The organism is Mycobacterium paragordonae (assembly GCF_003614435.1).
GTDB lineage: Bacteria > Actinomycetota > Actinomycetes > Mycobacteriales > Mycobacteriaceae > Mycobacterium > Mycobacterium paragordonae.
The window spans coordinates 3,531,882-3,555,491 of sequence record NZ_CP025546.1; the positions used below are offsets into that span (position 1 = coordinate 3,531,882).

The 23,610-nt window shown below is 67.1% G+C and carries 25 protein-coding genes; 15 read left to right on the forward strand and 10 right to left on the reverse strand.

The window, feature by feature from the left end; all coding sequences use genetic code 11:
- Positions 1-199: 199 nt before the first annotated feature.
- The 4 genes from C0J29_RS16045 to C0J29_RS16060 all read left to right on the forward strand — a co-directional run bounded on the left by C0J29_RS16045 (position 200) and on the right by C0J29_RS16060 (position 2,784).
- Complete coding sequence (locus tag C0J29_RS16045) at positions 200-1,645, forward strand: PE family protein (protein ID WP_242460445.1); 1,446 nt, start codon at positions 200-202, stop codon at positions 1,643-1,645.
- 137 nt (positions 1,646-1,782) lie between these two features.
- Positions 1,783-2,190, forward strand: a complete 408-nt coding sequence (locus C0J29_RS16050; RefSeq protein WP_065044245.1) for a hypothetical protein — start codon at positions 1,783-1,785, stop codon at positions 2,188-2,190.
- 14 nt (positions 2,191-2,204) lie between these two features.
- Entirely contained in the window at positions 2,205-2,486 is a 282-nt protein-coding gene (locus C0J29_RS16055; protein ID WP_120792912.1) for a hypothetical protein, read from the forward strand.
- Positions 2,487-2,565: 79 nt separating this feature from the next.
- Entirely contained in the window at positions 2,566-2,784 is a 219-nt protein-coding gene (locus tag C0J29_RS16060) for an Rv1893 family protein (RefSeq protein ID WP_055578922.1), read from the forward strand.
- Between the two features lie 2 nt (positions 2,785-2,786).
- Here the strand turns inward: C0J29_RS16060 and C0J29_RS16065 are convergent, their stop codons facing one another.
- From C0J29_RS16065 to C0J29_RS16075, 3 genes are all read right to left on the reverse strand, one after another.
- Positions 2,787-3,917: a nitronate monooxygenase gene (locus tag C0J29_RS16065; protein ID WP_065044243.1), complete on the reverse strand. Its 1,131-nt coding sequence runs from the start codon at positions 3,915-3,917 to the stop codon at positions 2,787-2,789.
- A 111-nt stretch (positions 3,918-4,028) separates the two neighbouring features.
- Positions 4,029-4,493 carry a hypothetical protein gene (locus tag C0J29_RS16070; protein WP_120792913.1) on the reverse strand — a complete coding sequence of 155 codons (465 nt, stop codon included), beginning with the start codon at positions 4,491-4,493 and terminating at the stop codon, positions 4,029-4,031.
- A 118-nt stretch (positions 4,494-4,611) separates the two neighbouring features.
- Positions 4,612-4,965: a hypothetical protein gene (locus C0J29_RS16075; RefSeq protein ID WP_162951484.1), complete on the reverse strand. Its 354-nt coding sequence runs from the start codon at positions 4,963-4,965 to the stop codon at positions 4,612-4,614.
- Between the two features lie 135 nt (positions 4,966-5,100).
- On the opposite strand from C0J29_RS16075, the gene C0J29_RS16080 reads away from it, so the two are divergent.
- From C0J29_RS16080 to C0J29_RS16090, 3 genes are read left to right on the forward strand one after another with little or no spacing between them, the layout of a single operon-like run.
- Positions 5,101-7,032 carry a flavin-containing monooxygenase gene (locus tag C0J29_RS16080; protein ID WP_120792915.1) on the forward strand — a complete coding sequence of 644 codons (1,932 nt, stop codon included), beginning with the start codon at positions 5,101-5,103 and terminating at the stop codon, positions 7,030-7,032.
- Positions 7,033-7,036: 4 nt separating this feature from the next.
- On the forward strand, positions 7,037-8,062 hold the full coding sequence (locus C0J29_RS16085) for a zinc-binding dehydrogenase (RefSeq protein WP_120792916.1): 1,026 nt from the start codon (positions 7,037-7,039) through the stop codon (positions 8,060-8,062).
- Positions 8,063-8,085: 23 nt separating this feature from the next.
- Positions 8,086-8,997 carry a carbon-nitrogen hydrolase family protein gene (locus C0J29_RS16090; RefSeq protein WP_162951485.1) on the forward strand — a complete coding sequence of 304 codons (912 nt, stop codon included), beginning with the start codon at positions 8,086-8,088 and terminating at the stop codon, positions 8,995-8,997.
- 4 nt (positions 8,998-9,001) lie between these two features.
- Here C0J29_RS16090 and C0J29_RS16095 read toward each other — a convergent pair whose 3' ends face one another.
- Together C0J29_RS16095 and dtd are read right to left on the reverse strand one after the other, a co-directional pair.
- Positions 9,002-9,910 (reverse strand): class I SAM-dependent methyltransferase, encoded by a 909-nt coding sequence (locus C0J29_RS16095; protein WP_120792918.1) that lies wholly within the window; start codon positions 9,908-9,910, stop codon positions 9,002-9,004.
- Between the two features lie 16 nt (positions 9,911-9,926).
- On the reverse strand, positions 9,927-10,358 hold the full coding sequence (gene dtd / locus C0J29_RS16100) for a D-aminoacyl-tRNA deacylase (protein ID WP_120794762.1): 432 nt from the start codon (positions 10,356-10,358) through the stop codon (positions 9,927-9,929).
- A 52-nt stretch (positions 10,359-10,410) separates the two neighbouring features.
- On the opposite strand from dtd, the gene C0J29_RS16105 reads away from it, so the two are divergent.
- From C0J29_RS16105 to C0J29_RS34410, 3 genes are all read left to right on the forward strand, one after another.
- The gene (locus C0J29_RS16105) at positions 10,411-10,716 is read left to right on the forward strand and encodes an MTH1187 family thiamine-binding protein (protein WP_120792919.1); all 306 of its coding nucleotides are present in this window, start codon (positions 10,411-10,413) and stop codon (positions 10,714-10,716) included.
- A gap of 222 nt (positions 10,717-10,938) precedes the next feature.
- Positions 10,939-14,283 carry a PE family protein gene (locus C0J29_RS16110; protein WP_120794763.1) on the forward strand — a complete coding sequence of 1,115 codons (3,345 nt, stop codon included), beginning with the start codon at positions 10,939-10,941 and terminating at the stop codon, positions 14,281-14,283.
- A gap of 306 nt (positions 14,284-14,589) precedes the next feature.
- Positions 14,590-14,931: a hypothetical protein gene (locus tag C0J29_RS34410; RefSeq protein WP_163761742.1), complete on the forward strand. Its 342-nt coding sequence runs from the start codon at positions 14,590-14,592 to the stop codon at positions 14,929-14,931.
- Here the strand turns inward: C0J29_RS34410 and C0J29_RS16120 are convergent.
- Positions 14,928-16,274: an adenylate/guanylate cyclase domain-containing protein gene (locus tag C0J29_RS16120; RefSeq protein WP_120792920.1), complete on the reverse strand. Its 1,347-nt coding sequence runs from the start codon at positions 16,272-16,274 to the stop codon at positions 14,928-14,930. The genes C0J29_RS34410 and C0J29_RS16120 overlap by 4 nt on opposite strands.
- Positions 16,275-16,318: 44 nt before the next feature.
- On the opposite strand from C0J29_RS16120, the gene C0J29_RS16125 reads away from it, so the two are divergent.
- Positions 16,319-17,602, forward strand: coding sequence for a competence/damage-inducible protein A (locus tag C0J29_RS16125; RefSeq protein ID WP_482808818.1), 1,284 nt, complete (start codon positions 16,319-16,321; stop codon positions 17,600-17,602).
- On the opposite strand, the gene C0J29_RS16130 is transcribed toward C0J29_RS16125, so the two are convergent.
- Positions 17,592-18,851: a sialate:H+ symport family MFS transporter gene (locus C0J29_RS16130; protein WP_162951487.1), complete on the reverse strand. Its 1,260-nt coding sequence runs from the start codon at positions 18,849-18,851 to the stop codon at positions 17,592-17,594. The genes C0J29_RS16125 and C0J29_RS16130 overlap by 11 nt on opposite strands.
- A gap of 67 nt (positions 18,852-18,918) precedes the next feature.
- Between C0J29_RS16130 and C0J29_RS16135 the strand changes: the two genes are divergently transcribed.
- The 3 genes from C0J29_RS16135 (at position 18,919) to C0J29_RS16145 (ending at position 21,050) form a co-directional block, all read left to right on the forward strand.
- Positions 18,919-19,986, forward strand: a complete 1,068-nt coding sequence (locus C0J29_RS16135) for an amidohydrolase family protein (protein WP_065165968.1) — start codon at positions 18,919-18,921, stop codon at positions 19,984-19,986.
- A gap of 35 nt (positions 19,987-20,021) precedes the next feature.
- Positions 20,022-20,420 (forward strand): phage holin family protein, encoded by a 399-nt coding sequence (locus C0J29_RS16140; protein WP_120792922.1) that lies wholly within the window; start codon positions 20,022-20,024, stop codon positions 20,418-20,420.
- Positions 20,421-20,627: 207 nt separating this feature from the next.
- Positions 20,628-21,050 carry an anti-sigma factor antagonist gene (locus C0J29_RS16145; protein ID WP_065045165.1) on the forward strand — a complete coding sequence of 141 codons (423 nt, stop codon included), beginning with the start codon at positions 20,628-20,630 and terminating at the stop codon, positions 21,048-21,050.
- A 1-nt stretch (position 21,051) separates the two neighbouring features.
- On the opposite strand, the gene C0J29_RS16150 is transcribed toward C0J29_RS16145, so the two are convergent.
- The 3 genes from C0J29_RS16150 to C0J29_RS16160 are packed head-to-tail and all read right to left on the reverse strand — an operon-like array spanning position 21,052 to position 22,713.
- On the reverse strand, positions 21,052-21,540 hold the full coding sequence (locus C0J29_RS16150; protein ID WP_065165970.1) for an Rv1352/Rv1906c domain-containing protein: 489 nt from the start codon (positions 21,538-21,540) through the stop codon (positions 21,052-21,054).
- A 49-nt stretch (positions 21,541-21,589) separates the two neighbouring features.
- A complete protein-coding gene (locus C0J29_RS16155) occupies positions 21,590-22,084 on the reverse strand; it encodes an SRPBCC family protein (RefSeq protein WP_120792923.1) in 495 nt (164 codons plus the stop codon).
- Positions 22,084-22,713 carry a nitroreductase family protein gene (locus C0J29_RS16160; RefSeq protein ID WP_065045162.1) on the reverse strand — a complete coding sequence of 210 codons (630 nt, stop codon included), beginning with the start codon at positions 22,711-22,713 and terminating at the stop codon, positions 22,084-22,086. The genes C0J29_RS16155 and C0J29_RS16160 overlap by 1 nt, the downstream gene beginning before the upstream one ends.
- Positions 22,714-22,919: 206 nt before the next feature.
- On the opposite strand from C0J29_RS16160, the gene C0J29_RS16165 reads away from it, so the two are divergent.
- Positions 22,920-23,609, forward strand: a complete 690-nt coding sequence (locus tag C0J29_RS16165; protein ID WP_231513352.1) for a hypothetical protein — start codon at positions 22,920-22,922, stop codon at positions 23,607-23,609.
- Position 23,610 lies beyond the last annotated feature (1 nt).

Genomic DNA, 23,610 nt, shown 5'->3' on the forward strand with positions numbered 1-23,610 from the left:
CTACTCCTCGTAACCGTGTTCGCGTGGTCGTCCGGTGCCAATAATTCCTTGCTACACCACACTTGGGAAGCCTGCGGACAAAAGACGCCGAAGCCGAACTGAAACGTGTTCACGCCGGACCCCTCACCGGGCAGTCCGACGGGGACTTTCGGCACTAGCAGGAGCGTCAGGTCGGCCGTTTCATTGACCTCGTAGGCAGATGACCGAGGTGGACATGTTTGTGCTGAGCGCTCCGGAAACGTTGGCGACCGCCGCCGCGGATCTGACCGGGATCCGGGAGGCGATCGACGGGGCCAGCGCGGCCGCGGCGGCACCGATATCCCGAGTGCTCGCCGCCGCCGAGGACGAGGTCTCACTCGCGATTGCAGACGTAATGTCGTTGTACGGCAACCAATTTCAAGCCGTGGCCGAGCAGGCGACGGCATTCCAGGCCCGATTCGATGCGGCGCTTGCGGCGGCCGCGAGGTGGTATGCGGACGCGGAGGCGGCGAACGCATCCCTGCTTACCGGATTCGCGCAGACCGCGTCCGTCGATCCACTGACGGCACTGATCATGGGGGGCAACGACAATCCGCAACCCATTCCCGAATACGTGGCGGCCATCAACGAGGCCTACATTCAGCCCCGATTCCCGGGGGCCGTTCCACAAGGGCTGTACACGCCCGAGCAATTCTGGCCCAACAACGGAACCCTGACATTCGGCCAGTCCGTCGCCCAGGGCGTCACCCTGCTCAACGACGAGATCAACCATCAGATCAACACGCTGGGCAATTCCGTCGTCGTGTTCGGCTACTCGCAGAGCGCGGCCATCGCCACCAACGAGATCAACGCGCTGATGGCAATGGGCGCACCGCATGCCGGCCAACTGTCCTTCGTGCTGGCGAGCAACCCCAACGCTCCCGACGGCGGCATACTCGCGCGCTTCCCCGGCTTCTACATCCCGTTCCTGGACGTGCCGTTCACCGGGGCAACCCCACCGAACAGCCCCTACCCGACCTCCATGTACACGATTCAGTACGACGGCGTGGCCAACGCGCCGCAATACCCGCTGCACGTGTTGTCAGACCTCAACGCCCTGATGGGCTACTTCTACCTGCACCCGACCTATCAGTACCTGACGGCAGCCGAGGTCGGCAGCGCCCTGCTGCTGCCGACGGCGCCCGGATACACCGGCAATACCCAGTACTACATGTGGTTGACACAGAATCTGCCGTTGTTGCAGCCGATCCGCGACATCCCCCTGCTCGGGCCGCCGCTCGCCGACTTGATCCAGCCGGACCTGCGGGTGCTCGTGGACCTCGGCTACGGCAACATCGGTATCGGCGCCGACTACCCGAACGTGCCTACGCCGGCGAGGCTGTGGCAGGTGATCGACCCCTTCACCGTCACCTTCGACCTGGCCAAGGGAGCGGTACAGGGACCGCAGGCAGCCCTTGTCGACATCGGGTTGTTGCCGCCGTCGTATCTGCCGGACACCTATCCCTACGTCCCGTCGCTGAATCCCGGACTGTCGTTGAGTTTTGGCCAGCCGAGCGTCACCGGGCCGTCCGTGCTGAGCTGTGCGCTCGGTTCGGTACTCCATCTGATCCCGCCGGCGAACACCTGCCCGGTTCTGGCTCCGCTTTTGGCTCCGGTCCTGGGTTAGCCGCGCAGTCCGGCCGCGCTGAGTGGCTACGCCGGCGACCGTGGATTCCGGCTCCCGATACGCCCTTGTGGCGACTGCAGCAAACGATATGCTCTTGAGGAACGAGGCACCGGTGCCAGGAAAGGACTAGCGAAGACATGATTCGCGAATTGCTCGCCGCCGCTGCGATCACGGGTTCGATGATCGGCGTAGCACCGGTCGCCAGTGCCGACAACGGACGCTGGGAGGGCGACGTACCGGGGATGAACTACGACGCGTCGCTCGGTGCGCCGTGCGACAACTACGAACGTTTCATCTTCGGACGCGGCCCCAGCGGCCAGGCCGAGGCCTGCCACTTCCCGCCGCCCAACCAGTTCCCGGCGGCCACCACCGGATACTGGGTCATCTCCTACCCGCTTCGCGGTGTGCAACAGATCGGCGCGCCTTGTCCGGCGCCCAATGTGGCGGCCCAGTCGCCGGCCGGACTGCCGATGCTGTGCCTGGGCGCGCAGGGTTGGCAGGAGGGCTGGTTCACCGGCGCCGGCTTCTTCCCGCCCGAGCCGTAGCCCGGCTGATCCCGATGTCCGTCGAAGCCGCCCCGATTCCGCGGTGGCTGCGGTTCGTGCTGGCGTCTGACCGCGCCGGCTCGGCGTGGTACATCGGCACCGGGTTTTTCTTCGCCCCCGTGCTGGCCGTGGTGTCGCCGTGGCCGGCGGTGACCACTGTGCTGTGGTGGGTCATCGGGCTGGCAGGATTGTGGCTGGGTCTTCTCGGAATCGCGATGGCCGCGGGGCTGGCGCGGATATTGCGCTCCGGCGGTGAGATTCCCGAGGACTACTGGCGCACCCTCGTCGACTACTGACGTCGGCACCTACAGTCATACCCAACAGTCACATCCAGCAGTGATATTTAAGAGCAAGCCAACGAACAGGAGATCCACCATGGCCTTCGATCCCAAAGATGCCGTCGACGCCGTCCGCGACATCGCCACCAACGCCGTCGAGAAGGCATCGGACATCGTCGAGCACGCCAGCGACATCATCCGCGGCGACATCGCCGGTGGCGCCAGCGGCATCGTGCAGAACTCGATCGAAATCGGCACCCACGCCGTCGACCGGGTGAAGGAAGTCTTCACCGGTAAAGACGACGACCTGGACTGAGCTTAGATCGCGGCGGCGGCGTTGAGTTCGTCCAGCCGCGTGGTGGCCTCCAGGTACTCCTGCACCCACCGCTCGATGACGGTGGCGGTCTTCTCCACTTTCTGGAACTGACCGACGACCTGCCCCACCGGGTTGAATGCGACGTCGACCGACTCGTTGGGGTACCGGTTGGTGGCCCGCACCGCCATGCCGGAAACCATGTACTGCAACGGCATCCCGAGCGGCTTGGGGTTGTCCGCCTGCTCCCAGGCCTCGGTCCAGTCGTTGCGCAGCATCCGGGCCGGCTTGCCGGTGAACGAGCGGCTGCGCACCGTGTCCCGGCTGCCCGCCTTGATGTACGCGGCCTGCTGAACCGGGGTGTTCGAGGATTCCTCGACCATGAGCCACTGCGAACCGGTCCACGCGCCCTGCGCGCCCAGTGCCAGCGCCGCGGCGATCTGCTGGCCGCTGCCGATGCCGCCGGCGGCCAGGACGGGCACGGGTGCCACCTCCTTGACCACCTGGGGCCACAACACAATTGAGCCGACCTCACCGCAGTGACCACCGGCCTCGCCGCCCTGAGCGATGATGATGTCGACGCCGGCGTCCGCGTGCTTGCGGGCCTGCGACGGCGAACCGCACAACGCCGCCACCTTGCGGCCCTCGGCGTGAATGTGCTTGATCATCTCGGCCGGAGGGGTGCCCAGCGCGTTGGCGATCATCGTCACCTTCGGGTGCTTGAGCGCGACCTCGACCTGCGGGGTGGCGGTCGCCTCCGTCCAGCCCAACAGCTGCAGGCTGTCCCCGTCACTGTCTTCGACCGGAACGCCGTGATCGGCAAGAATCTTCTTGCCGAAGTCCAGGTGCTCCTGCGGCACCATCTTGCGCAGCGTGTCGGCCAGTTCCTCGGCCGACAGGTGAGCGTCCATGCCCTCGTACTTGTTCGGAATGACGATGTCGACGCCGTAGGGGTGGTCCCCGATGTTCTCGTCGATCCAGTTCAGTTCGATCTCCAGCTGCTCGGGCGTGAAGCCGACCGCGCCCAGCACGCCGAACCCGCCGGCTTTGCTGACAGCGACGACGACATCGCGGCAGTGGGTGAAAGCGAAGATCGGGAACTCGATACCGAGTTGATCGCATAGGGCGGTGTGCATGCCTACTCCTGTGGGGCGCGAGACCGATGCAAGAAATTGAAACGTGTTCTAGTTTACTACCAGTATCGCCGACGAGACCAGCCAGGTCCGGTTTGTTCGAACTAGGCCCCTTCAGATCGACAGGCCGCGCACGACCCACAAACCCAGGAAGCCGAGCATGCAGGCGAAGCAGACGAGGTGGTCTCGGCAGACCACGCGAGCGAGGCGGCTCTGCTCTGCCGGAGCGTCGACGCGGCTGCCCAGGCGGACCGCACTGGGGACGGTGTGCATCAGGGCCAGTGCCACCGGAAGCCCTGCGGCGCAGCCCGATATCACCAGGAGCCATACCGGGTCGCGGCCGTAGGACGCCTGAAAGCCCAACGCGCCCAACAAGATCAGCATCACCAGGGCGATCAGCCGACTCATCGGCCGGGAGGTCGTGGTGGCGCGGCGGTAGTAGCCCGCGATCGACGCCAGCACGGGCTCGGGCAGTTCCGCGTCACCGTCACGGTGTTCGAACACCTGCACGTCGAAGATGAGGTCCATCCACAGCACGGCCAGCAGGAACGCGCTGCAGGCGGTGAGAAGCGGTGCCATCGGGTGCCCACCTAGCTCATTTGCGAGAGAACCGAGGCCATTGCGAATGGAAGTGACCGCCGTATTCTTTCGCAATCCGGCCCAGTTGTGCGGGAACGGCGCCGACTACGACGCGTCGTCAAGCGTCGGCCTGGTTGCGGCCGTCACGCCGGCTGGCGATGACACGCGCGGTGAGAAGTGCGACGCCCAGCACGAACGCCACCAAAATCGTCTGCAGCGCGCCGATCAGGAGGACGTTTGCGTCGTACCCGTGGACGTCAGCCAGGCACTGGAAGTGCACGCTGGTGCTGGTGCGATTGGACGACTGGGTGTAGCGCGAGGTGCGGTAGGCCAACTCGTACCCGTTGTCGCAGACGAAGGGTTCCGTCCACCGAGCGCTGGCCGGAAACACCGAGGTGAGCGCCGCCGCGCCGCCCAGACAAATCCCGATTACCAACGCCACCTTGACGACGGTCTCACCCGCGTGCCTCACCGGCAGATCGTTGCACGCCGCCGCGTGGGCAGCCAGAACCACTCTTGATCGCGGCGCAGCACCGCGGGTACGGTAAGGCTGCCAATTACGAACCGAAGCGTAGCGTAATTGCATCCACCGAAAGGATCACCCGCGATGCGCAGCCGGTACGCCGGGGAACCCTTCACCACGCCCACAGCGGAAATCGCAGCCGCACTCGAAGACGTCAGCATCCCGACGTTGCTGCTGTCACTGGTACACATCACCGGCGACCCCCGCTTCATCCGTGACTTCAAGCAGATGGGCCTGTTCCTCAACGAGGTGCAGGGGTTCATGTCTGAGGAGGACAAGGCCCGGGCGCGGGTCGAGGCGCTGGCGGTACTCACCGACTACCGTGATCGCGGCTGTCCGGAACCGCCGCCGCTGAGCGACGAACTCATCCGGGAAATGATCGATTGGACGGCCTGCGAGCACGTTCCCGACGACTACCTGCCGCTGGCCCGCGAGGAAATGGACCTCGAGGGAGAAGACCCACGTCGGCCGGCGGCCTTGCCGATCGACATGACGGCGGATCTCCCGGTTGTCGTGATCGGGTGCGGCGAATCGGGCATTCTGGCCGGAATCCGGCTCAGGCAGGCAAACATCCCGTTCACCATCGTCGAAAAGAACGCCGGCCCCGGCGGAACCTGGTGGGAGAACAGCTATCCCGGCGCCCGGGTGGATGTCGCGAATCATTTCTACTGCTACAGCTTCGAACCCAATAACGACTGGACGCATTTCTTCGCCGAACAACCCGAGTTGCAGAGCTACTTCACCGCGGTGATGTCCAAGCATGATCTGGGCGGCAATGTCCGCTGGAATACCGAGGTCCTCGGCGCGGAATGGGACGACGCCGCCGGCGTCTGGAATGTGGCGCTGCACGGTGCCGACGGCGTGGACACCACGGTGCAGGCGCGAGCGGTCATCACGGCAGTCGGCCAGCTCAACAGGCCTTATGTCCCCGCATTCGAGGGGGCCGAGTCCTTTGCGGGGCCGGCGTTCCACTCTGCGGCCTGGGATCACTCGGTGGACCTGACCGGCAAACGCGTCGCCCTGGTCGGCGCCGGCGCCAGTGGGTTCCAGATCGCTCCCGCGATCGCCGGAATCGTCGAGCACCTGACGGTTTTTCAGCGCACCGCCCAGTGGATGTTTCCCAACCCGATGTATCACGACGAGGTCGGCGACGGTGTGCGCTGGGCGATGCGGCACCTGCCGTACTACGGCCGGTGGTATCGATTCCTGCTGCTGTGGCCGGGCGCCGACAAGGGCCTGGATGCGGCCCGGGCTGACCCGGACTATGCGGACCGCGACTACGCGGTCAGTGACATCAATGCGGCCGCCCGGATGATGTTCAGCCAGTGGATCACCAGCCAGGTCGACGAGGGCTCGGACTTGTTGACCAAGGTGATGCCGGACTACCCGGCCACCGGCAAGCGCACGTTGCAGGACAACGGGAGTTGGCTGAAGACCCTGCAGCGCGACAACGTCGAACTGGCGCGGACCCCGATCGAGCGGATCACGCCGGGCGGCATCGTCACCGAAGACGGGGTGACACACGAGGTCGACATCATCGTGTACGCCACCGGATTCCGGCACACCGATGTGCTGTGGCCACTGAAGATCAGCGGCCGCAACGGAATTGACCTGCACGAGTTGTGGGGGAGACGGCCATTCGCGCACCTGGGGATCACCGTGCCGGGGTTTCCCAACCTCTTCCTGGTGTACGGGCCGGGCACCCACCTGGCGCACGGCGGCAGCCTGATCTTCCAGTCGGAACTGCAAATGCGATACATCAACCTGTGTTTGCAGCAATTGGCCGAGGACCACATCGTCGCGCTGGAGCCGACCGCCGAGGCCGCCGAGCAGTGGCATCAGCGGACTCAGGCCGAGATCAAGCAGATGGTGTGGTCGCACCCCGCCGTCAAGCACTCCTACTTCAAGAACGCCGACGGCGAGATCCACACCGTCAGCCCGTGGCGCCTCAACGAATACTGGGCCGCGGTGCGCGATCCGGACTGGTCCGATTTCGTTCTGCGACAGGAGAAATGAGCCCATGCGCACGGTAGTCATCGACGGGCCTGCCAGCATCCGGGTGGACACCCGGCCCGACCCTGCGCTGACCGGGCCGGACGGCGTGATCGTGGCGGTGCGGGCCGCGGGGATCTGCGGGTCCGACCTGCATTTCTACGAGGGCGACTATCCGCTGGCCGAACCGGTTCCACTGGGCCACGAAGCCGTCGGCACGATCGTCGAGGCCGGCCCGGAGGTGCGATCCGTCCAGGTCGGTGACGAAGTTCTGGTGTCCTCGGTGGCCGGGTGCGGCAGGTGTCCGGGGTGCGCCACCAATGACCCGGTGATGTGCCATCAGGGTCTGCAGATCTTCGGCGGCGGCGCGCTTCCCGGCGCTCAGACCGATCTGCTCGCCGTGCACGCCGCCGATTTCCAGGTGCGCAAGATCCCCGAGGGCATCAGCACCGAGCAGGCGTTGCTGCTCACCGACAACCTGGCGACCGGGTGGGCGGCGGCCCAGCGGGCCGACATTCCGTTCGGCGGCACGGTGGCGGTGATCGGCCTGGGCGCGGTCGGACTGTGCGCGCTGCGCAGCGCGTTCGCCCAAGGCGCCGCAACGGTTTTCGCGGTCGATCGGGTGCCGGGGCGGCTGCAGCGGGCCGCTGATTGGGGTGCCACGCCGGTCGCATCCTCGACGGTGGAATCGATCCTGGCCGCGACCGGTGGGCGCGGCGCCGACGCGGTGATCGACGCCGTCGCGACGGACGCGTCGTTGACCGATGCGCTGTACGCGGTGCGACCGGGTGGCACCGTATCGGTGGTCGGAGTGCACGACCTGCAGCCCTTCCCCTTTCCGGCGCTGGCGTGCCTGATCCGCAGTATCACGGTGCGATGGACCACCGCGCCGGTGCAGCGCACCTGGCCGGAGTTGATCCCCCTGCTGCAATCGGGCCGCCTGGACGTCGACGGAATCTTCACCACGACAATGCCGCTCGACGATGCCGCGAAAGGCTACGCGACCGCCGCGGCTCGTTCCGGCGATGACGTCAAGATCTTGTTGACGCCCTAGCGGCGTGTGGCAGCATGGCCTCCATGCGCTGTGCCGCAATTCAACTCGAGGCAGTGCCGGCCGATGTCGACGCCAACCTGGCCACCGTCGAGCGTCTGGTCGAGGACGCCGTCGCCGCAGGCGCGCGAACCATCGCGTTGCCGGAGTTCTTCACCACCGGTATCGGGTTCTGGCCGGAATTGGCTGATGCCGCGCTGCCTGTCGACGGCAAGGCCACCGAACTGCTGTCGGCTCTGGCGCGCCGGCACCAGGTGCTGATCGGTGGATCGATGTTGATCCGGGACCCCGACGGAAATGTGCGCAATACGTACCTGCTTGTCACGCAGGACGGCGTGGCCGGCCGGCACGACAAAGATCTTCCGACCATGTGGGAGAACGCTTTCTACGTCGGCGGCGACGATGACGGGGTGATTCAGGCCGGCGACCTGACGGTGGGCGCGGCCGTGTGCTGGGAGTTGATGCGCACCCAGACGGTGCGTCGCCTGCGTGGCCGCATCGATTTGGCGATGACGGGCTCGGGCTGGTGGTCGATCCCTGACTGGTGGCCCCGGACGATCTTTCGGCGGATGGAACGGCGCAATGCGGCGACGGCCCGGCAGGCAGCGGCGTCGTTCGCGGGCTTCGTGGGTGCCCCCGTCCTACATGCGGCGCACGTCGGCAGCCTGCGGTGCCGCATGCCGTGGTTGCCGTTGGGGTACGCGGGCCGGTTCGAGGGCGGCACCATGATCGTCGCCGCCGACGGCACGGTGCTGGCCGCTGCGGACGACGGTGAGGGGGTCGTCGTCGCGGACGTCTCCGTGGGGCGCTCCGCGCCGAGTTTAGCTGCGCCTGAGGGGTTTTGGCTGCACCAGCGTGGGGCACTGCCAGCCGCGGCGTGGCACTATCAGCGCGTGCACGGCCGCCGCTACTACCGACGCCACGTCGCCGCGTCTTAGTTGGTCAACGGGTCGCCGTCACGTACTGCGAACGCATGAAGCTGTCGACCTTCACGTCGACGGCCGGCGGGGTAAGCCCGTAGCCGGCCTGCAGAGTGAGGGTGTTGCGGACCGGCTCGACAGACCAGCCGTGCTCTTCGAACCATTGCGCCGGATCCGCCGGGTTCTCGTAGGTGAGCGCGGAGAAGTCGACATCCCCGGACATGTCGACACCGGGGTGCGCCCGTTCCAGTTCGGCGAGCTGGTCGTGATCCAGACGTGAACCCAGAGCACCGGTGGCAATGCGGCTGTCCGGTGCGCTGTGTTCGTGGATCCGGGCGAACAGGGCTTCCTGGGCATCGCCGGTCAGGTAGGGCAGCAGCCCTTCCACCGACCAGGCGGTCGGCACCTTCGGGTCGAAGCCGGCCCTGGTGAGTTCGGCGGTCCAGTCGCCACGCAGGTCCGCCGCTACCTCGACCCGATGGGCCGCGGGCCGGGCGCCGAGGTCGTCGAGCACCCGCGACTTGAATTCCAGCACCTTCGGCAGATCGACTTCGAAAACCGTTGTCCCCGAGGGCCAGTCGAGGCGGTACGCGCGGGTGTCCAGGCCGGCGGCGACGATCACCGCCTGCTCGATGCCCGTTTCGCCGGCGTTGGTGAAGAAGTCGTCGAAGAACCTGGTTTGCACGCCGTACAGGCGCGGGAAGGTGGTTTCGTCGTCCGAACTGCCCGGATTCTCGAGCAATCCGGTCAGATAGGGGTCCGCGGTTGCCTTGATGAAGTGCTGTGCGTACTCGTCGCGCACGAGCGGCCGTGCACTCAGGGCGTGCACCGCGCGCCAACCGGCAACGAGCAGGGCGGTATAGCCGACACCGCTGACGATGTCCCACTGGTCGTCGTCCGAACGCAGGGATCCGAAATCAGGTGTCGTCATACAGCGAACGTACCCGTCAAAGTTCCAGCAAAACGGTCACCGGCCCGTCGTTGACGAGCTCCACCTGCATGTGCGCGCCGAAGGTCCCGGTTTCGACGTGTGCGCCCAATTCGCGGAGCGCTTCGGCGAACGCCGCTACCAACGGCTCAGCCGTCGCGCCGGGTGCTGCCGCGTTCCAGGACGGGCGACGACCCTTGGCGGTGTTGGCGTACAAGGTGAACTGGCTGACCACCAGGATCGGTGCGCCGACGTCAGAGGCCGACTTCTCATCGTCGAGAATCCTTAGCGTCCAGAGTTTTTCGGCCAGTCGCCGGGCCTGGTCGGGTCCGTCGGTGTGGGTGACGCCGACGAAGGCGAGCAGGCCCTGGCCCGGCGGCCGGATGGCACCGACGACCCGGTCGTCCACCACCACCGCTGCCGAGGAAACCCGTTGCACCAGAACTCGCATCGCCATGATGCTGCCATGCCCTTTCGTGGACGAGGCTCGGTAGGCTCGTGACGTGTCTGTGCTGGTTGCGTTTTCGGTCACCCCGATGGGCGTGGGTGAGGCCGTCGGCGAGATCGTCGCCGAGGCGGTCCGGGTGGTTCGTGAGTCGGGCTTGCCCAACAAGACGGATTCGATGTTCACCGTGATCGAGGGCGACAGCTGGGCGGAAGTGATGGCCGTGGTGCAGCGGGCGGTGGAGGCGGTGGCCGCGCGGGCACCCCGCGTCAGCACCGTGATCAAGGCGGATATGCGGGCCGGAACGACAGACGCGATGACGCAGAAGGTGCAATCCGTCGAGCGGTATCTGTCAGAAAAGTAGATGAATTTCTGGGGCGGCAGCCTCACGGTGCGCTTCGCTGCGTCGGAATTGTTGTGCGCGAAGCTATTTCAGCATGCGGCGGAACTGCTGGAGTAGCGTTCGAAGCTCATAACAGAAAAAATGAATACTTGGACCAAAGTCAGGTCTTTCCCGCAATACCAGAGTAGAACTCATACAAACTTCACAAATATTCGGGCGATGGTGGCCATTCGGGAGGCACCCATGTCGTATTTACTGGCGTATCCACAAGCTCTGTCGGCGGCGGCAACGGACGTGGCGGGCATCGGCTCGTCGCTGACGGCGGCCAACGCTGCCGCTGCGGTCCCCACTACCCAAGTGATGACTGCCGCCGGTGACGAGATCTCGGCGGCGATCGCGTCGTTGTTCTCCGGGCACGCTCAGGAGTACCAAGCGCTGAGCGCGCAAGCGGCGGCATTCCAAAGCGAGTTCGTGCAGGCGCTGAGCGGCGCAGGGGATGCTTATGCGGCCGCTGAGGCAGCTGCCGCCAACCCGCTGCAAACCCTCGTGGACGCTGTTCTGGGCGTGATCAATGCGCCCACCAACCTCCTGTTGGGACGCCCCTTGATTGGCGACGGCACCAACGGCGCGCCGGGGACCGGTGCCAACGGCGGGGCCGGCGGGATCCTGTGGGGCAACGGCGGCAACGGCGGATCGGGTGCGCCAGGTCAGGCCGGCGGCCGGGGCGGTGACGCAGGGCTGTGGGGCAACGGTGGTGCGGGCGGGGCCGGGGGCGCCGGTGTGGCTGGCACGATTGGTGCCCCGGTCGGACCTGGCGCCCTCGGCAACAATGGAACCGCGGGCGGGCTAGGCGGTAATGGGGGAGCTGGCGGTAGCGGCGGGACGTTGTACGGCAACGGTGGTCCGGGTGGCGTGGGCGGTGCCGGCGGGGTCGGCGGAACCGGCGGCAACGGCGGCACCGGCGCGGCCGCCGTCACCGCGGGCGCGATGGGCGACCCGGGCGGCAAGGGCGGTAACGGCGCACTCGGCGGCGACGGCGGTGCCGGCGGGGCTGGCGGCAAAGGCTCGGCGTTGTTTGGCCAGGCGGGCGCCAACGGCAATGGAGGTGCCGGCGGAGCCGGCGGCAACGCCGGGGCTGGCGGCGACGGCGGTGCCGGCGGCGCCGGCAACGCCGGCGTTCACAACGGCGGCACCGGCGGCACCGCCGGTGACCCCGGGAACGTGGGCACCGGAGGCAAGGGCGGGGCCGGCGCAGCCGCCGGCGCCTCCGGCGCGGCGGGCACAGTAAGCACCGGCGGCACCGGCGGCACCGGCGGGGCCGGCTACGACGCCACCAGCGAAGGCTCGCCCACTCACGGCGGTGACGGCGGGGCCGGCGGCAGCGGCGGCGTTTACGGTAACGGCGGGATCGGCGGGGCCGGCGGGAACGCCTCGGCGGCCGGCGGCCACGGTGGTCGAGGCGGCGACGGCGGCGACAGCGGTTCGCAGGGCGGCACCGGCGGTAAGGGCGGCGCCGGCGGCAACGGCGTCGGCAACAACAACGGCGGCGCCGGCGGCGACGGCGGCGACGCGGTCACCAGCGGAACCGCAAACGTCACTGGCGGTAACGGCGGCACCGGCGGCACGGGCGGCGCAATCGTCGGGACCTTCGGCGGCAATGGCGGTCACGGCGGCGACGCGCGCATTTTCAACGTCGCATCTACGGCAACCGCGACCTCGGGCAACGGCGGCGCCGGCGGCGATGGCTTCACCGGCGGGAGCGGCGGCACCGGCGGTTATGTACGAATGGACGGAATCGGAAACCTCAACCCCGGCACTGGCGGAGCGGGCGGCACGGGCACCGGCATCAACGGCGGTGGCGGCAGCGGCGGCCAAGGCGGCAGCGTGGAAATCAACAACGTCGCCAACCCGAATGACGCCGTCGGTGGCACCGGCGGGAACGCAGGTACGGGGGCCAACAACTTCGGCTCCGGCTACGGCGGCAATGGCGGTGACGCAAGCATCAACAACGTGCTCTCCACGCATAACGCCATTGGCGGCACCGGCGGACACGGCAGCAACGCCGGCCAAAACGGCGGCATAGGCGGCGGTGGCGGTAGCGCGACCAACAACGGCACCGGAGACGCCCTCGGCGGCGCCCCCGGTGCCGGCGGAACGGGTGGCAACATTGCCGGGGCCGGTGGCACAGGTGGGAGTGGTTGGGCCTACGGCACCGGAAACGCCATCGGCCACGACGGCGCGCCGGGGATCAACAACCCCGGCGGTACCGGCGGGGGCGGCGGCCACGGCGGCGATGCACGCATCTTGAACGCTGCCTCGAAGGCCACTGTGACCCCCGGCAACGGTGGGGCCGGCGGCAATGGTCAAAGCGGCGGGTCCGGCGGGTCTGGCGGCTATGCGTACACCACCGGAACCGGAAATTACACCGCAGCCACCGGCGGAGCAGGCGGCACCGGCAGCATCTTCGGCGGCGGGGGCGGTGGTCAAGGCGGCGGCGTGGAGATCGGCAACGGCGCCAATCCGAACGATGCGATCGGCGGCACCGGCGGACTCGGGGGGAACGGCATCAACAACGCCGGCGTCACCCAACCTGGCCACGGCGGGGCCGGCGGCGACGCTTATATCAGCCACCCCTCCTCTACGCACAAGGCCATTGGCGGCGCCGGTGCCGCGGGTGGCAATGCCACGGGCACCAGCAGCACCGGCGGGATCGGCGGCAGCGGCGGTACCGCGACCAACAACGGCTCCGGCGACGCTATCGGCGGCGCACCCGGCGCCGGAGGCACCGGCAACGGCGACATAGGCGGTGGCGGCGGCGGATCCGGCGGCCAAGGCGGCTCGGCGTGGAACTACGGAAGCGGGAAGGCAATCGGCCATGCCGGCGCGGATGGCGCGGCCGGCGGCGGCGGGGTCGGCGGGAACGGTGGCACCGGCGGCGACGCGAGTGTCTCCGCCAACAGCTCTTCGGCCAGTGCCACCGCCGGCAGCGGCGGTAACGGCGCCACCGGCGCTCAGGGCGGAGGGTCCGGCGGGTCCGGCGGGTCCGCCCGCAACTTTGGCATCGGAACCGCTACACCTGGCAACGGCGGCAATGGCGGCAGCAGTAGCAGTCCGGGCTCAGGCGGCACGGGTGGCAGCGGCGGCAACGGGGGCAGTGTGGAAATCCTTAACGCCCTCAATGCGAACAGCATCACTGGAGGCAAGGGAGGGGCGGCCGGCAGCGCCTACAACGACCTTGTCGTCATTTACGGCAACGGTGGTAACGGCGGTAGTGCGACCATAACTATCGGCACTGGTAACGCCACCGGCGGCGACGGCGGTCGCGGCGGCGATGCCGTCGTCTTTGCCGGGGGCGGCGGGTCCGGCGGGTCGGCGTACAACTATGGACCCGGAAAGGCCACCGGTGGCAATGGCGCCAACGGCGGGGACGGCGGATTCAAAGGCGGCGGCGGCGGCAACGGCGGCAACGCATATGCGGTCGGTTACCCGGGCCAAACCACGGCCGGGGCCTTCGGCTTGGCGGGTGCAGGCTCAGGACCGCCTGCACCCACAAACGGCAACCCCGGCATCACCGGATCACTGCCCTGACGAGCCGCTTAGCGCGGGCCGGCGGCCGTCGGCGAGGGTCGGACGAGCCCTAATAAGGTTGCCGCTGCATCGAACGCGGCAACGCTTCCCCGGCCCACTCGTCGGCCGTTCCGGCGAAACGGCCGGCGTCCGCGAATGCGTCTGATAGGCATAGCATCGGCACAGCTAATGCGTACGCGCTGCCGCGACACCGAACTCGACCACCGGAGGACACAGATGGCTCGTCAGGCAAATCCAGGATTGGTACCGGTCCCATGAGCGACGGGACGGTGGGTCAGCCCGGCGAGCCGGGCCAGGCCGGAGCCGGTGGTCCCGGCGGCCGGGGCGGAGCCGGGGGCGCAGGCGGCGCGGGAGGTGCCGGAGGGGCCGGCGGTGCTGGGGGTCGCGGCGGCGCCGGCGGTAGGGGCGGCGACGGCGGCCGGGGCGGCGACGGTGGTCCTGGCGGTGCCGGCGGCCCCGGCGGTCAGCCTGGGCAAGGCGGTCCCGGGGGCGTCGGCGGTGAACCTGGGCAACCCGGCCAACCAGGACAACCCGGCCAACCAGGGCAGCCGGGCCAACCAGGACAACCTGGCGAACCCGGTCAGCCCGGGCAGCCCGGCGAGCCCGGTCAATCCAGCCGCTAAGGCTTACCCCGGACCGGGGCGCTAACCGCCGACGGCATACACCCGCCACCGCCCGGGGACGCCCCTGAGTTCGTGCTCGCCTCGTTCGACGAACGTGCGCTTTGATCCGGTGACGATCTCGCGCAGGGTCGAGGACACCAATACCTCGCTGGGTCGGGCCAGCGCCGCTACCCGCGCGCCGATGTGCACAGCCATGCCGGCCACGTCGGTACCACGCACCTCGACTTCGCCGGCGTGGATGCCGACCCGCACCTCGATGCCGAGTAAGAGCACCGCGTCGACGATCTCCTGGGCACATGCGATGGCTGCACTCGGACTGACAAACGTCGCGACGAATCCATCACCGGCGGTGTTGACTTCACGCCCGCCGAATCGCTGAATCTGGCTGCGGATCACCGCGTCGTGACGGTCGAGCAGGTCCCGCCACCGTTCGTCACCGAGCGCGCCGGCGCGCTGGGTGGAGCCGACTATGTCAGTGAAGACGACCGTGCTGAGCACTCGTTCCGTATCAGCGGCGCCTCGGACGCCGGTGATGAACTCTTCGATCTCATCCAGCATCGGTCCCGTGTTGCCCACCCAGTACAGCGAGTCAGCGCCGGGCACCTCCACGTAGCGGGATCCGGCAATATGCTCCCCGAGGTAGCGACCATGCTCCGCCGGAATGAACTTCACGTCCCTGCGGTGCAGGATGAGCGTCGGCGCCTTGATGCGCGCCAGCGTGTCGCGCACATCGGCATCGGTCACGACTCTGCTCAAGGCACGGGCCATACTCGGTGATGCCGCACGGTTCCCCGCCTGATCCCACCACGCTCGGAATGCGTCGTCGTGGGCAACGGTCGGCGCGACGCTGCGCAGTACGTCGAAACCCTGCTCGACCGCGTCGGGTTCGATCGCGGTCGACGTATACGGCTCGGTGGCGCTGGGCTGCACTCCGATCGGGTAGTCCGGCGCCCACAACAACCGCGCCGCCCCGTTGATGATCACCAAGCTTCGTACTCGTTCCGGGTAGTCGGCCGCCAACACCAGACCGCCCATGGCAAGAAAACTCGGCGCGACGACCGCCGCCCGCTCGCACCCGACCGCATCCATCACCGCGATCGCGTCCTCGGCCCAGAACTTCGGCCCAACCATCTCCAGCGAGGCAACGCGAGAGGACATCCCGATTCCGCGCAGATCGAAGCGAATCACCCGGCCGAACGACGCAAGCCGGCGGTGGAAGCGGTACATCGACGGCTCGGTGTCGATGCAGTCGATCGGTATCGACGGTCCCGGGAACACGACAAGGTCGGTCGGACCGCCTCCGATCATCTGGTAGGCAATGTCCAGATCGCCACGCTGCGCATAGCGGGTGCGCGGAGCCTGCGCCACTACCTCAGGCTAATTGATGCCCTCGTATGCGTAGGCTCAGCACGGTGAGCGCACGCGCAGGAATCGTGGTCACCGGCACCGAGGTTCTGACCGGACGGGTACAGGACCGCAACGGCCCCTGGCTCGCCGACCGGCTGTTGGAACTGGGCGTCGAGCTGGCGCACATCACCATCTGCGGCGACCGCCCCGCCGACATCGAGGCGCAGCTGCGTTTCATGGCCGACCAGAATGTGGACCTGATCATCACCAGCGGGGGCCTGGGCCCGACGGCCGACGACATGACCGTCGAAGTGGTGGCCCGCTTCTGCGGCCGCGAACTCAAACTGGACGAAGCGCTGGAGAACCGGATCGCCGAGATCCTCAAGTCCCTGATGGCGCGCAACCCCGCGTTCGCCGCCCTGATGGAACCAGGGAAGTTCGAGTCGGTACGCGCCGCCAACCGTAAGCAGGCCATGGTTCCCGTCGGCTCGCAGATCCTCGACCCGGTGGGCACCGCGCCCGGTGTGGTGGTGCCCGGCACGCCCGCCGTGCTGGTGCTGCCGGGACCACCACGGGAGCTGCAACCCATGTGGCACAAGGCAATTGAGACCCCGGGAGTGCAGGAAGCCATCGCCGGGCGAACCGTCTACCGCCAGGAGATGGTGCGGATGTTCGGGCTGCCGGAGTCGGGGCTGGCCGAGACGCTGCGCGAAGCCGAGACCGCCATTCCCGGCTTCGCTTCGCTGGAGATCACCACCTGCCTGCGACGCGGCGAGCTGGAGATCGTGACACGATACGAGCCCGACGCCGCCGAAACCTACTCAGAACTCACGCAATTGCTGCGCGACCGGCATGGCGACCAGGTCTTCTCCGAGGACGGTTCTCAGGTCGACGATCTGGTCGCGCGACTGCTGGCCGGGCGCCGCATCGCCACGGCGGAGTCCTGCACCGCCGGGCTGCTGGCGGCACGGCTGACCGACCGAGCCGGATCCTCGGACTACGTGACCGGCGGGGTGGTGTCGTACTCCAACGAAGCCAAAGTGGAACTGCTCGGCGTCGACGCCGCACTCATCGAAGAACACGGTGCCGTTTCGGAGCCGGTGGCCGAAGCGATGGCGGCCGGCGCGCTCAAGCGATTCGACGCCGACACCGCGGTCGCCATCACCGGGATCGCCGGGCCCGGCGGCGGTACCGACGAAAAGCCGGTCGGCACAGTGTGTTTCACGGTCGCGCTCGGAGACGGTCCGAAAATCACCCGCACCCTGAGGCTGCCCGGCAACCGATCCGACGTCCGGGAACGCTCGACCACGGTTGCCATGCACCTGCTGTTGAGGGCGCTCAGCTCTTAGCCGGCAGAAACGCGCTCTCCGAGGACCCGAACCGAATTCCGGTGGCGTCCTTGCCGATCAGCGTCAACAGCGCCACCATCACCAGCACCGGCACGATCGTCGCCGCCAAAGCGAACGGGTAGCCGTGGGTTTCGGCCAGGTGCTCCTGAATCGGCAGGTTGAACGCCGCCAGCAGGTTGCCGAGCTGATACGTCACGCCGGGGTACAGCCCACGGATGGCGTCCGGCGACATCTCGGTAAGGTGCGCCGGGATGCAACCCCAGGCGCCCTGCACAAAGAACTGCATCAGAAACGAGCCCAGGCACAGCATCGCCGCGGTCCGCGAATAGGCGAATATCGGCACGATCGGCAGCGCCAGGACTGCACAGAAGACGATCGTGTAGCGCCGGCCGAATCGCTGCGACAAGGTTCCGAATATCAGGCCGCCGACGATGGCGCCGACGTTGTATACGATCACGATCCAGCGGGCGGTTGCGCTGGACAGGCCCGCGCCATGGTCCACGGAGGCCTTCAAGAACGTGGGGTAGACGTCCTGGGTGCCGTGACTCATCCAGTTGAAGGCGGTCATCAGCAACACCAGGTAGAAGAACCGGCGGATGACTTTGGCGTCCCGCAACACGTCGCGCACCCGGGTCTTGGTCAGCCGCATCTGGTCCTGGGCGGCCTCCCACACCTCGGATTCCTCCACCCGGTAGCGGATGATCAGGCTGATCATCGCCGGGATGATGCTCAACGCGAACAACCAGCGCCAGGACAGACCGAACCCGTTCATGACGATCAGCGAGGCCAGGCTGGCCAGCAGGTAGCCGAACGAGTAGCCCTCCTGCAACAAACCGGAGAAGAAGCCACGCCGCTCGGTGGGGACTTTCTCCATGGCCAGCGCCGCGCCCAATCCCCACTCGCCGCCCATGCCGATGCCGTAGAGCAGCCGCAGAATCACCAGCACCGTGAAGTTCGGCGCGAACGCGCACAAGAACCCCACGACCGAATAGAACAGCACGTCGACCAGCAGCGGGAGCCGGCGCCCGACCCGGTCGGCCCACAGCCCGAACAGCAACGCTCCGACCGGTCGCATCACCAGCGTGGCCGTCGTGACGAAGGCGACCTCGGTCTTGCTGCGGTGGAACGTCTCGGCGATGTCGGCGTATACCAGCACGACGATGAAGAAGTCGAAGGCGTCCATGGTCCAGCCCAGGAATGCCGCCAGGAAGGAGTTGCGCTGGTCGCTGGTCAACCGCTGTCTGGTCACGAGAGCATCGTGGCCTACGTGTCGCCATACCGCGAGTCCGGCGCGCGAGCGGGTATGTTCCGGTTACATGCGGATCATCGATGCCGATGGACACGTCGCGGAGAACTCGACGCTCGCCTTCGAAGCTTTGAAGCGCTGGCCGGATCGCGTGCAGCTGAGTAACGATCGGCGGCCCCGGCTGACCATCGAGGGCCGCAACTATCCCGAAGACACCGGCCCGGGTGCCGGATGCCCGCCTGAGCACGGCATCACCAAGGCGCCCGACATCAACTGCTCGAGCGCCGAGGGCGTGCTCGCCGACGCCGACCGCGATCATCTGGACACGATGGTGCTCTATCCCAGTCTCGGGCTTTGCGTGCCGAGCCTCGAGGATCCCGACTTCGCCGCCGGTTTCGCGCGCCTCTACAACCATTGGATCGCGGATTTCTGCGAGCCGACCCACGGCCGGCTGCGCGGGGTGGCCGTGACGCCGATCGAACACGGCGAGGTGGCCATCGACATCATGGCCGAGGCCAAAGAGCTGGGATTGGTCGCGACCCTGGTTCCGCCGGCGCTGAAAACCCGCAACCTCGACCATCCCGACCTCGACCGCTTCTACGCCGCCGCAGTGGATCTCAACATGCCGCTGGGCATACACGGCGCGCCCGGCATCCATCTGCCCAAGATCGGCGTCGACCGTTTCACCAATTACATCCAGGTGCACTGCATCAGCTTCCCGTTCGACCAGATGACCGCGATGACGGCGCTGGTGTCCGGCGGCGTCTTCGAGCGCCACCCCGGGCTTCGGGTGGCGTTTCTGGAAGCCGGCGCGGGCTGGGTTCCGTTCTTCATCGATCGTCTGCACGAGCACTACGAGAAGCGCGGTGACTGGATCGAGGGTGGCTGGCGCCGCGACCCGCACGAGTACCTGCGCGCGGGCAACATCTGGGTGACGTGCGAACCGGAAGAGCCGATCCTGCCCGGCGTGATCGACGTGCTGGGCGACGACTTCATCATGTTCGCCAGCGACTACCCGCACTGGGACGGGGAGTGGCCGGAAAGCACCAAGCATCTGCGGAACCGCCCCGATATCAGTGAGCAGTCACGCGAAAAAATCGGCGGCCTCAATGCCCAACGTTTCTACGGCCTGAATTAAGCGTCCCGACGCGCGTTCGGTGGCAGGATCGGCGCATGGTGGCTTTTCTGCTCCGCGCGGCATTGACCGGACTCGCGCTATGGGTGGTCACCCTATTCGTGCCCGGCCTGACTTTCGTCGGCGGTAACACCACGTTCCAGCGGATCGGCATTATCTTCGTCGTCGCCGTACTTTTCGGAGTGGTCAACGCGATCGTCAAACCGATCGTGCAGATCCTGTCGATTCCGATGTACATCCTGACCCTCGGTCTCTTTCACATCGTCATCAACGCGTTCATGCTGTGGATCACGGCGCAGATCACCAAAGACACCACCCACTGGGGCCTGCAGATCGACCACTTTTGGTGGACGGCGATCTGGGCGGCGATCCTTTTGTCGATCGTTAGCTGGATGCTGTCGCTGCTGACCCGCCGTGCCAGCCGCCGCAACCGCTGAATCGCACCGCAAAGCGGGAAATTTCGTGTGGACATCCTATGTTGTCAGGCCCTGTTGCACATATGCTGATTAAGCCGTGCTTACGAAGACCGCCTCTCAACGCCGCCCAACAATTACGCTGTCTCTCGGCACGAACACGTATGAGGGTGCCGTGCCAGCCGGCGTCGTTGTACATGCCAGATCCATACGAAGACGGGATACTGCCGAATGAACACTGTCGCGATCGGATCATCGCCAGGTCCTTCGACTACGCGGCTGAGTTCTCAAATCGCCGACCCGAACAGTGGTTTGCGGGCGGTCACCGAATGCACCGGGTCGGCGGTGGTCGTCCACGTCGGCGGTGACATCGATGCCAGCAACGAAATCATCTGGCAGCGGCTGGTCAACAGGAGCGCCGCGATCGCGATCGCACCGGGCCCGTTCGTCATCGACATCCGCGAGCTTGATTTTCTGGGCTCCTGCGCCTACGCGGTGCTCGCCCAGGAATCGGTGCGCTGCCGTCGTCGCGGCGTCAACCTGCGCCTGGTCAGCAATCAGCCGATCGTCGCGCGCACCATCGCCGCGTGCGGACTGCGCCGGCTGCTGCCGATGTACACGACGGTCGAGGCGGCGCTGGCGCCGCCTGCCTAGATCAGGGCCCGTGTGGCGCGAGCAGGCCGTTGAGAATTCCCAGGCCGGCTTGCACCTGCGGCCCCGGGGTATTCGGCGGCGGGGATTCACTGGTGGGCTGCCAGGGCTGACAGCCGCTCGTCTTGAAAGTCTGATCGGTTGGGTCGATCTGGACTATCTGAGGCTTCTTGGTCATGGCGTTGTCGATCAGCGCGCCATCAGGATTCCCGGTCCGCTTCCAGTAGCAGGTTCCGGTGCCCACCGGTCCGGGCGTGACGTAGGTGCCCGGTGCGATGTCCTTACCGACGGTGTAGATGCCGTCGTGATCGATGATCGTCTTGGGCGCTCCCGCGGGTGCTCCCGCCGGCGTCGGCGCGACCGATGGCGCGGGAGCCGGTGCCGGCTCGGGAGTCGGGTCGGGATCCGCGGCGGCGATGCCGACCGATGCGAACGAGCCGGCGATCATCAGCGCAGCGGCGCCGAAGCGAACCGCCATTTGCTTAGAGCCCATAAGTAACTAGTTTAGCGGTCCGGCGAACTCATTTCTAACCGTGCGCCGTTCAGTTCAGTCGCCGCACCGCGCCGGCATAACCGAGCGCGTGTTCGTAGGTGTCCAGATTGTCACGCGAAATGCGCGCGTGCACCGGACGCTCCAGCAGCAGACGCAGCACCGGGTTGTACGCGTGGTAGGTCTCGTGGAAGGTCAGCACGGTGGTGCCGTCGGGCTGTTCGTCGAGCTGGTGGTAGCCCTCCGCCCGCGACCACAATGGCTTGCCGATCGCGACATAACGCGACACCTTGTTGATTTTCGCCTCGGTGACGGTCTCCCACGACCGCCCCTTGCCACCGGACAGCAGGTATTTCGGCACCGGGAAAACGCAGGTGCGGACCAGTCCCTCACCGGCTTCGTCGCCCTCGTTGAGAATCTCCATGCTGCCGGTGGGCCAGGTCAACACGCGCGGCCGCGGCGCGTCCGGTGGCACAGGAGGATGCAACACCCGCCACACCCTGGCCGGCGGTGCATCCACGTGGAACCGCACGGTGTAGGACTGCATCAGCCTTCGCCCCATTCATCGAAGAAGGTGATCGATTCCGCGGGCGGCCGCGCGGCGGGCCGAAAATCAGTCCCGATCGTGTAGGCCACCGGGAACAGGGCGGCCTGAGTGACGGTGTCGGGAATGCCAAGCAATTCGGCGACCTCGCGCTCCTTAGCCAGGTGCATCGTCGTCCATACCGAGCCCAAGCCGCGCGACCGCAGGGCAAGCAGGAAACTCCAGCCCGCCGGGATGATCGATGCCCAGGCCGACGCGGCGACCAGCCGATTGCGTTCGTCGATGGGCTGCAGCAGGCAGGGGATGACGTGCACCGGGACCTGCGCCAGCGTGTCGGTCAGGCTCCGCGCGCTGCGGTACACGCGGCGGGTCTGCGGGTCGTCGGCGTTGGCCTCCGCGTGGACCAGGTATTCCGCGCCGATGCTGCGATAGATTTCGGCGATCGCGGCGCGCTTGCCGGCGTCGGTGACGACGACCCAGCGCCAGTCCTGTGCGTTGCTGGAGGTGGGCGCCTGCATCGCCAGGCGAATGCATTCCAGGATCACCTCACGACCCACCGGTCGGGTCAGGTCGAGACGTTTGCGTACCGCACGGGTAGTGGTGAGCAGTTCGTCGACCGAAGCGATATCCATCCCGTCCCCTTCACCAACTTCTGTGTCACGAAACTACCGCGGCAGACCCGAAGCGCCCCAACACCGCAACTCCCGGGCCGAAATTGACGGCGCCGTCGACCCCCCGTGGACAGGATGAAGCCCTGCTATTAACGTCCTGCCAGTAAGTGACGGAGCAGGCGTTCAGAAGGCAGCGCCGGCGTGGGAGGTCTTGGGCGTTGCTTTTCATGCACGAAGTCCACACGGTGCGAGGGCGCTCCGAGGACGAGTTCGAGGCCGCATTCCGCGACGGCTGGATGCCGATGCTGGCGGCCGGCGACGAGGCGCGGCTGCTCTGGTACACCAATCAGGCGCAAGGCAGTGGACCCGCCTACACCGTCATCACGGTGACGGCGGTGCGCGACGGAGCGGCCTGGGAGCGGTTGACCAAACGAGTTCAGCACGGAGACCTGCGCGACTGGATGCATCACACCGACGAACTGCGCCACGGCGTCGACGCCAAACTGCTGGTCCCGCTGCCCTGGTCCCCGATGCAGGAGGTGGCCTTCGACGAGGTCCCCGTCGACGGCCGCGAGCACGACATGAGCCTGTACATGGAAGACACCATGTGGCCTTATGAGGACAAATTCGAGGAGTACATCGTCCGGTGTGGCGAGGTGTACGCCCGCAGCCTCGAGCAGCCGTCGTCCATGCTGAAGATGGACGCCTCCTTTCAGCCCGCCCTCGGCAGCCATCTGCGCCGCGAAGTCATTCTGATGCAACGGATCAGCCGGCCCGAGGCGCTGCTCGACCTGCTCCGAACCCACATCCCGGCCGAGTACCGCACACCCGGGACCTGGCTGCACGACGCGCTGGATCTCCGTGACCAGTGGACCAGCCGCCTGCTGCGCACCTCTACCTGGTCGCCCCTGTACTAAG

Coding starts and splice junctions, on each gene's coding strand:
- C0J29_RS16055 (WP_120792912.1), top strand. CDS start 2,205: ATGTCCGTCGAAGCCGCCCCGATTCCGCGGTGGCTGCGGTTCGTGCTG.
- C0J29_RS16080 (WP_120792915.1), top strand. CDS start 5,101: ATGCGCAGCCGGTACGCCGGGGAACCCTTCACCACGCCCACAGCGGAA.
- C0J29_RS16045 (WP_242460445.1), top strand. CDS start 200: ATGACCGAGGTGGACATGTTTGTGCTGAGCGCTCCGGAAACGTTGGCG.
- C0J29_RS16050 (WP_065044245.1), top strand. CDS start 1,783: ATGATTCGCGAATTGCTCGCCGCCGCTGCGATCACGGGTTCGATGATC.
- C0J29_RS16065 (WP_065044243.1), bottom strand. CDS start 3,917: ATGCACACCGCCCTATGCGATCAACTCGGTATCGAGTTCCCGATCTTC.
- C0J29_RS16140 (WP_120792922.1), top strand. CDS start 20,022: ATGGTGGCTTTTCTGCTCCGCGCGGCATTGACCGGACTCGCGCTATGG.
- C0J29_RS16060 (WP_055578922.1), top strand. CDS start 2,566: ATGGCCTTCGATCCCAAAGATGCCGTCGACGCCGTCCGCGACATCGCC.
- C0J29_RS16135 (WP_065165968.1), top strand. CDS start 18,919: ATGCGGATCATCGATGCCGATGGACACGTCGCGGAGAACTCGACGCTC.
- C0J29_RS16160 (WP_065045162.1), bottom strand. CDS start 22,713: ATGGATATCGCTTCGGTCGACGAACTGCTCACCACTACCCGTGCGGTA.
- C0J29_RS16095 (WP_120792918.1), bottom strand. CDS start 9,910: ATGACGACACCTGATTTCGGATCCCTGCGTTCGGACGACGACCAGTGG.
- C0J29_RS16155 (WP_120792923.1), bottom strand. CDS start 22,084: ATGCAGTCCTACACCGTGCGGTTCCACGTGGATGCACCGCCGGCCAGG.
- dtd (WP_120794762.1), bottom strand. CDS start 10,358: ATGCGAGTTCTGGTGCAACGGGTTTCCTCGGCAGCGGTGGTGGTGGAC.
- C0J29_RS16090 (WP_162951485.1), top strand. CDS start 8,086: ATGCGCTGTGCCGCAATTCAACTCGAGGCAGTGCCGGCCGATGTCGAC.
- C0J29_RS16145 (WP_065045165.1), top strand. CDS start 20,628: ATGAACACTGTCGCGATCGGATCATCGCCAGGTCCTTCGACTACGCGG.
- C0J29_RS16150 (WP_065165970.1), bottom strand. CDS start 21,540: ATGGGCTCTAAGCAAATGGCGGTTCGCTTCGGCGCCGCTGCGCTGATG.
- C0J29_RS16085 (WP_120792916.1), top strand. CDS start 7,037: ATGCGCACGGTAGTCATCGACGGGCCTGCCAGCATCCGGGTGGACACC.
- C0J29_RS16165 (WP_231513352.1), top strand. CDS start 22,920: ATGCACGAAGTCCACACGGTGCGAGGGCGCTCCGAGGACGAGTTCGAG.
- C0J29_RS16110 (WP_120794763.1), top strand. CDS start 10,939: ATGTCGTATTTACTGGCGTATCCACAAGCTCTGTCGGCGGCGGCAACG.
- C0J29_RS16070 (WP_120792913.1), bottom strand. CDS start 4,493: ATGGCACCGCTTCTCACCGCCTGCAGCGCGTTCCTGCTGGCCGTGCTG.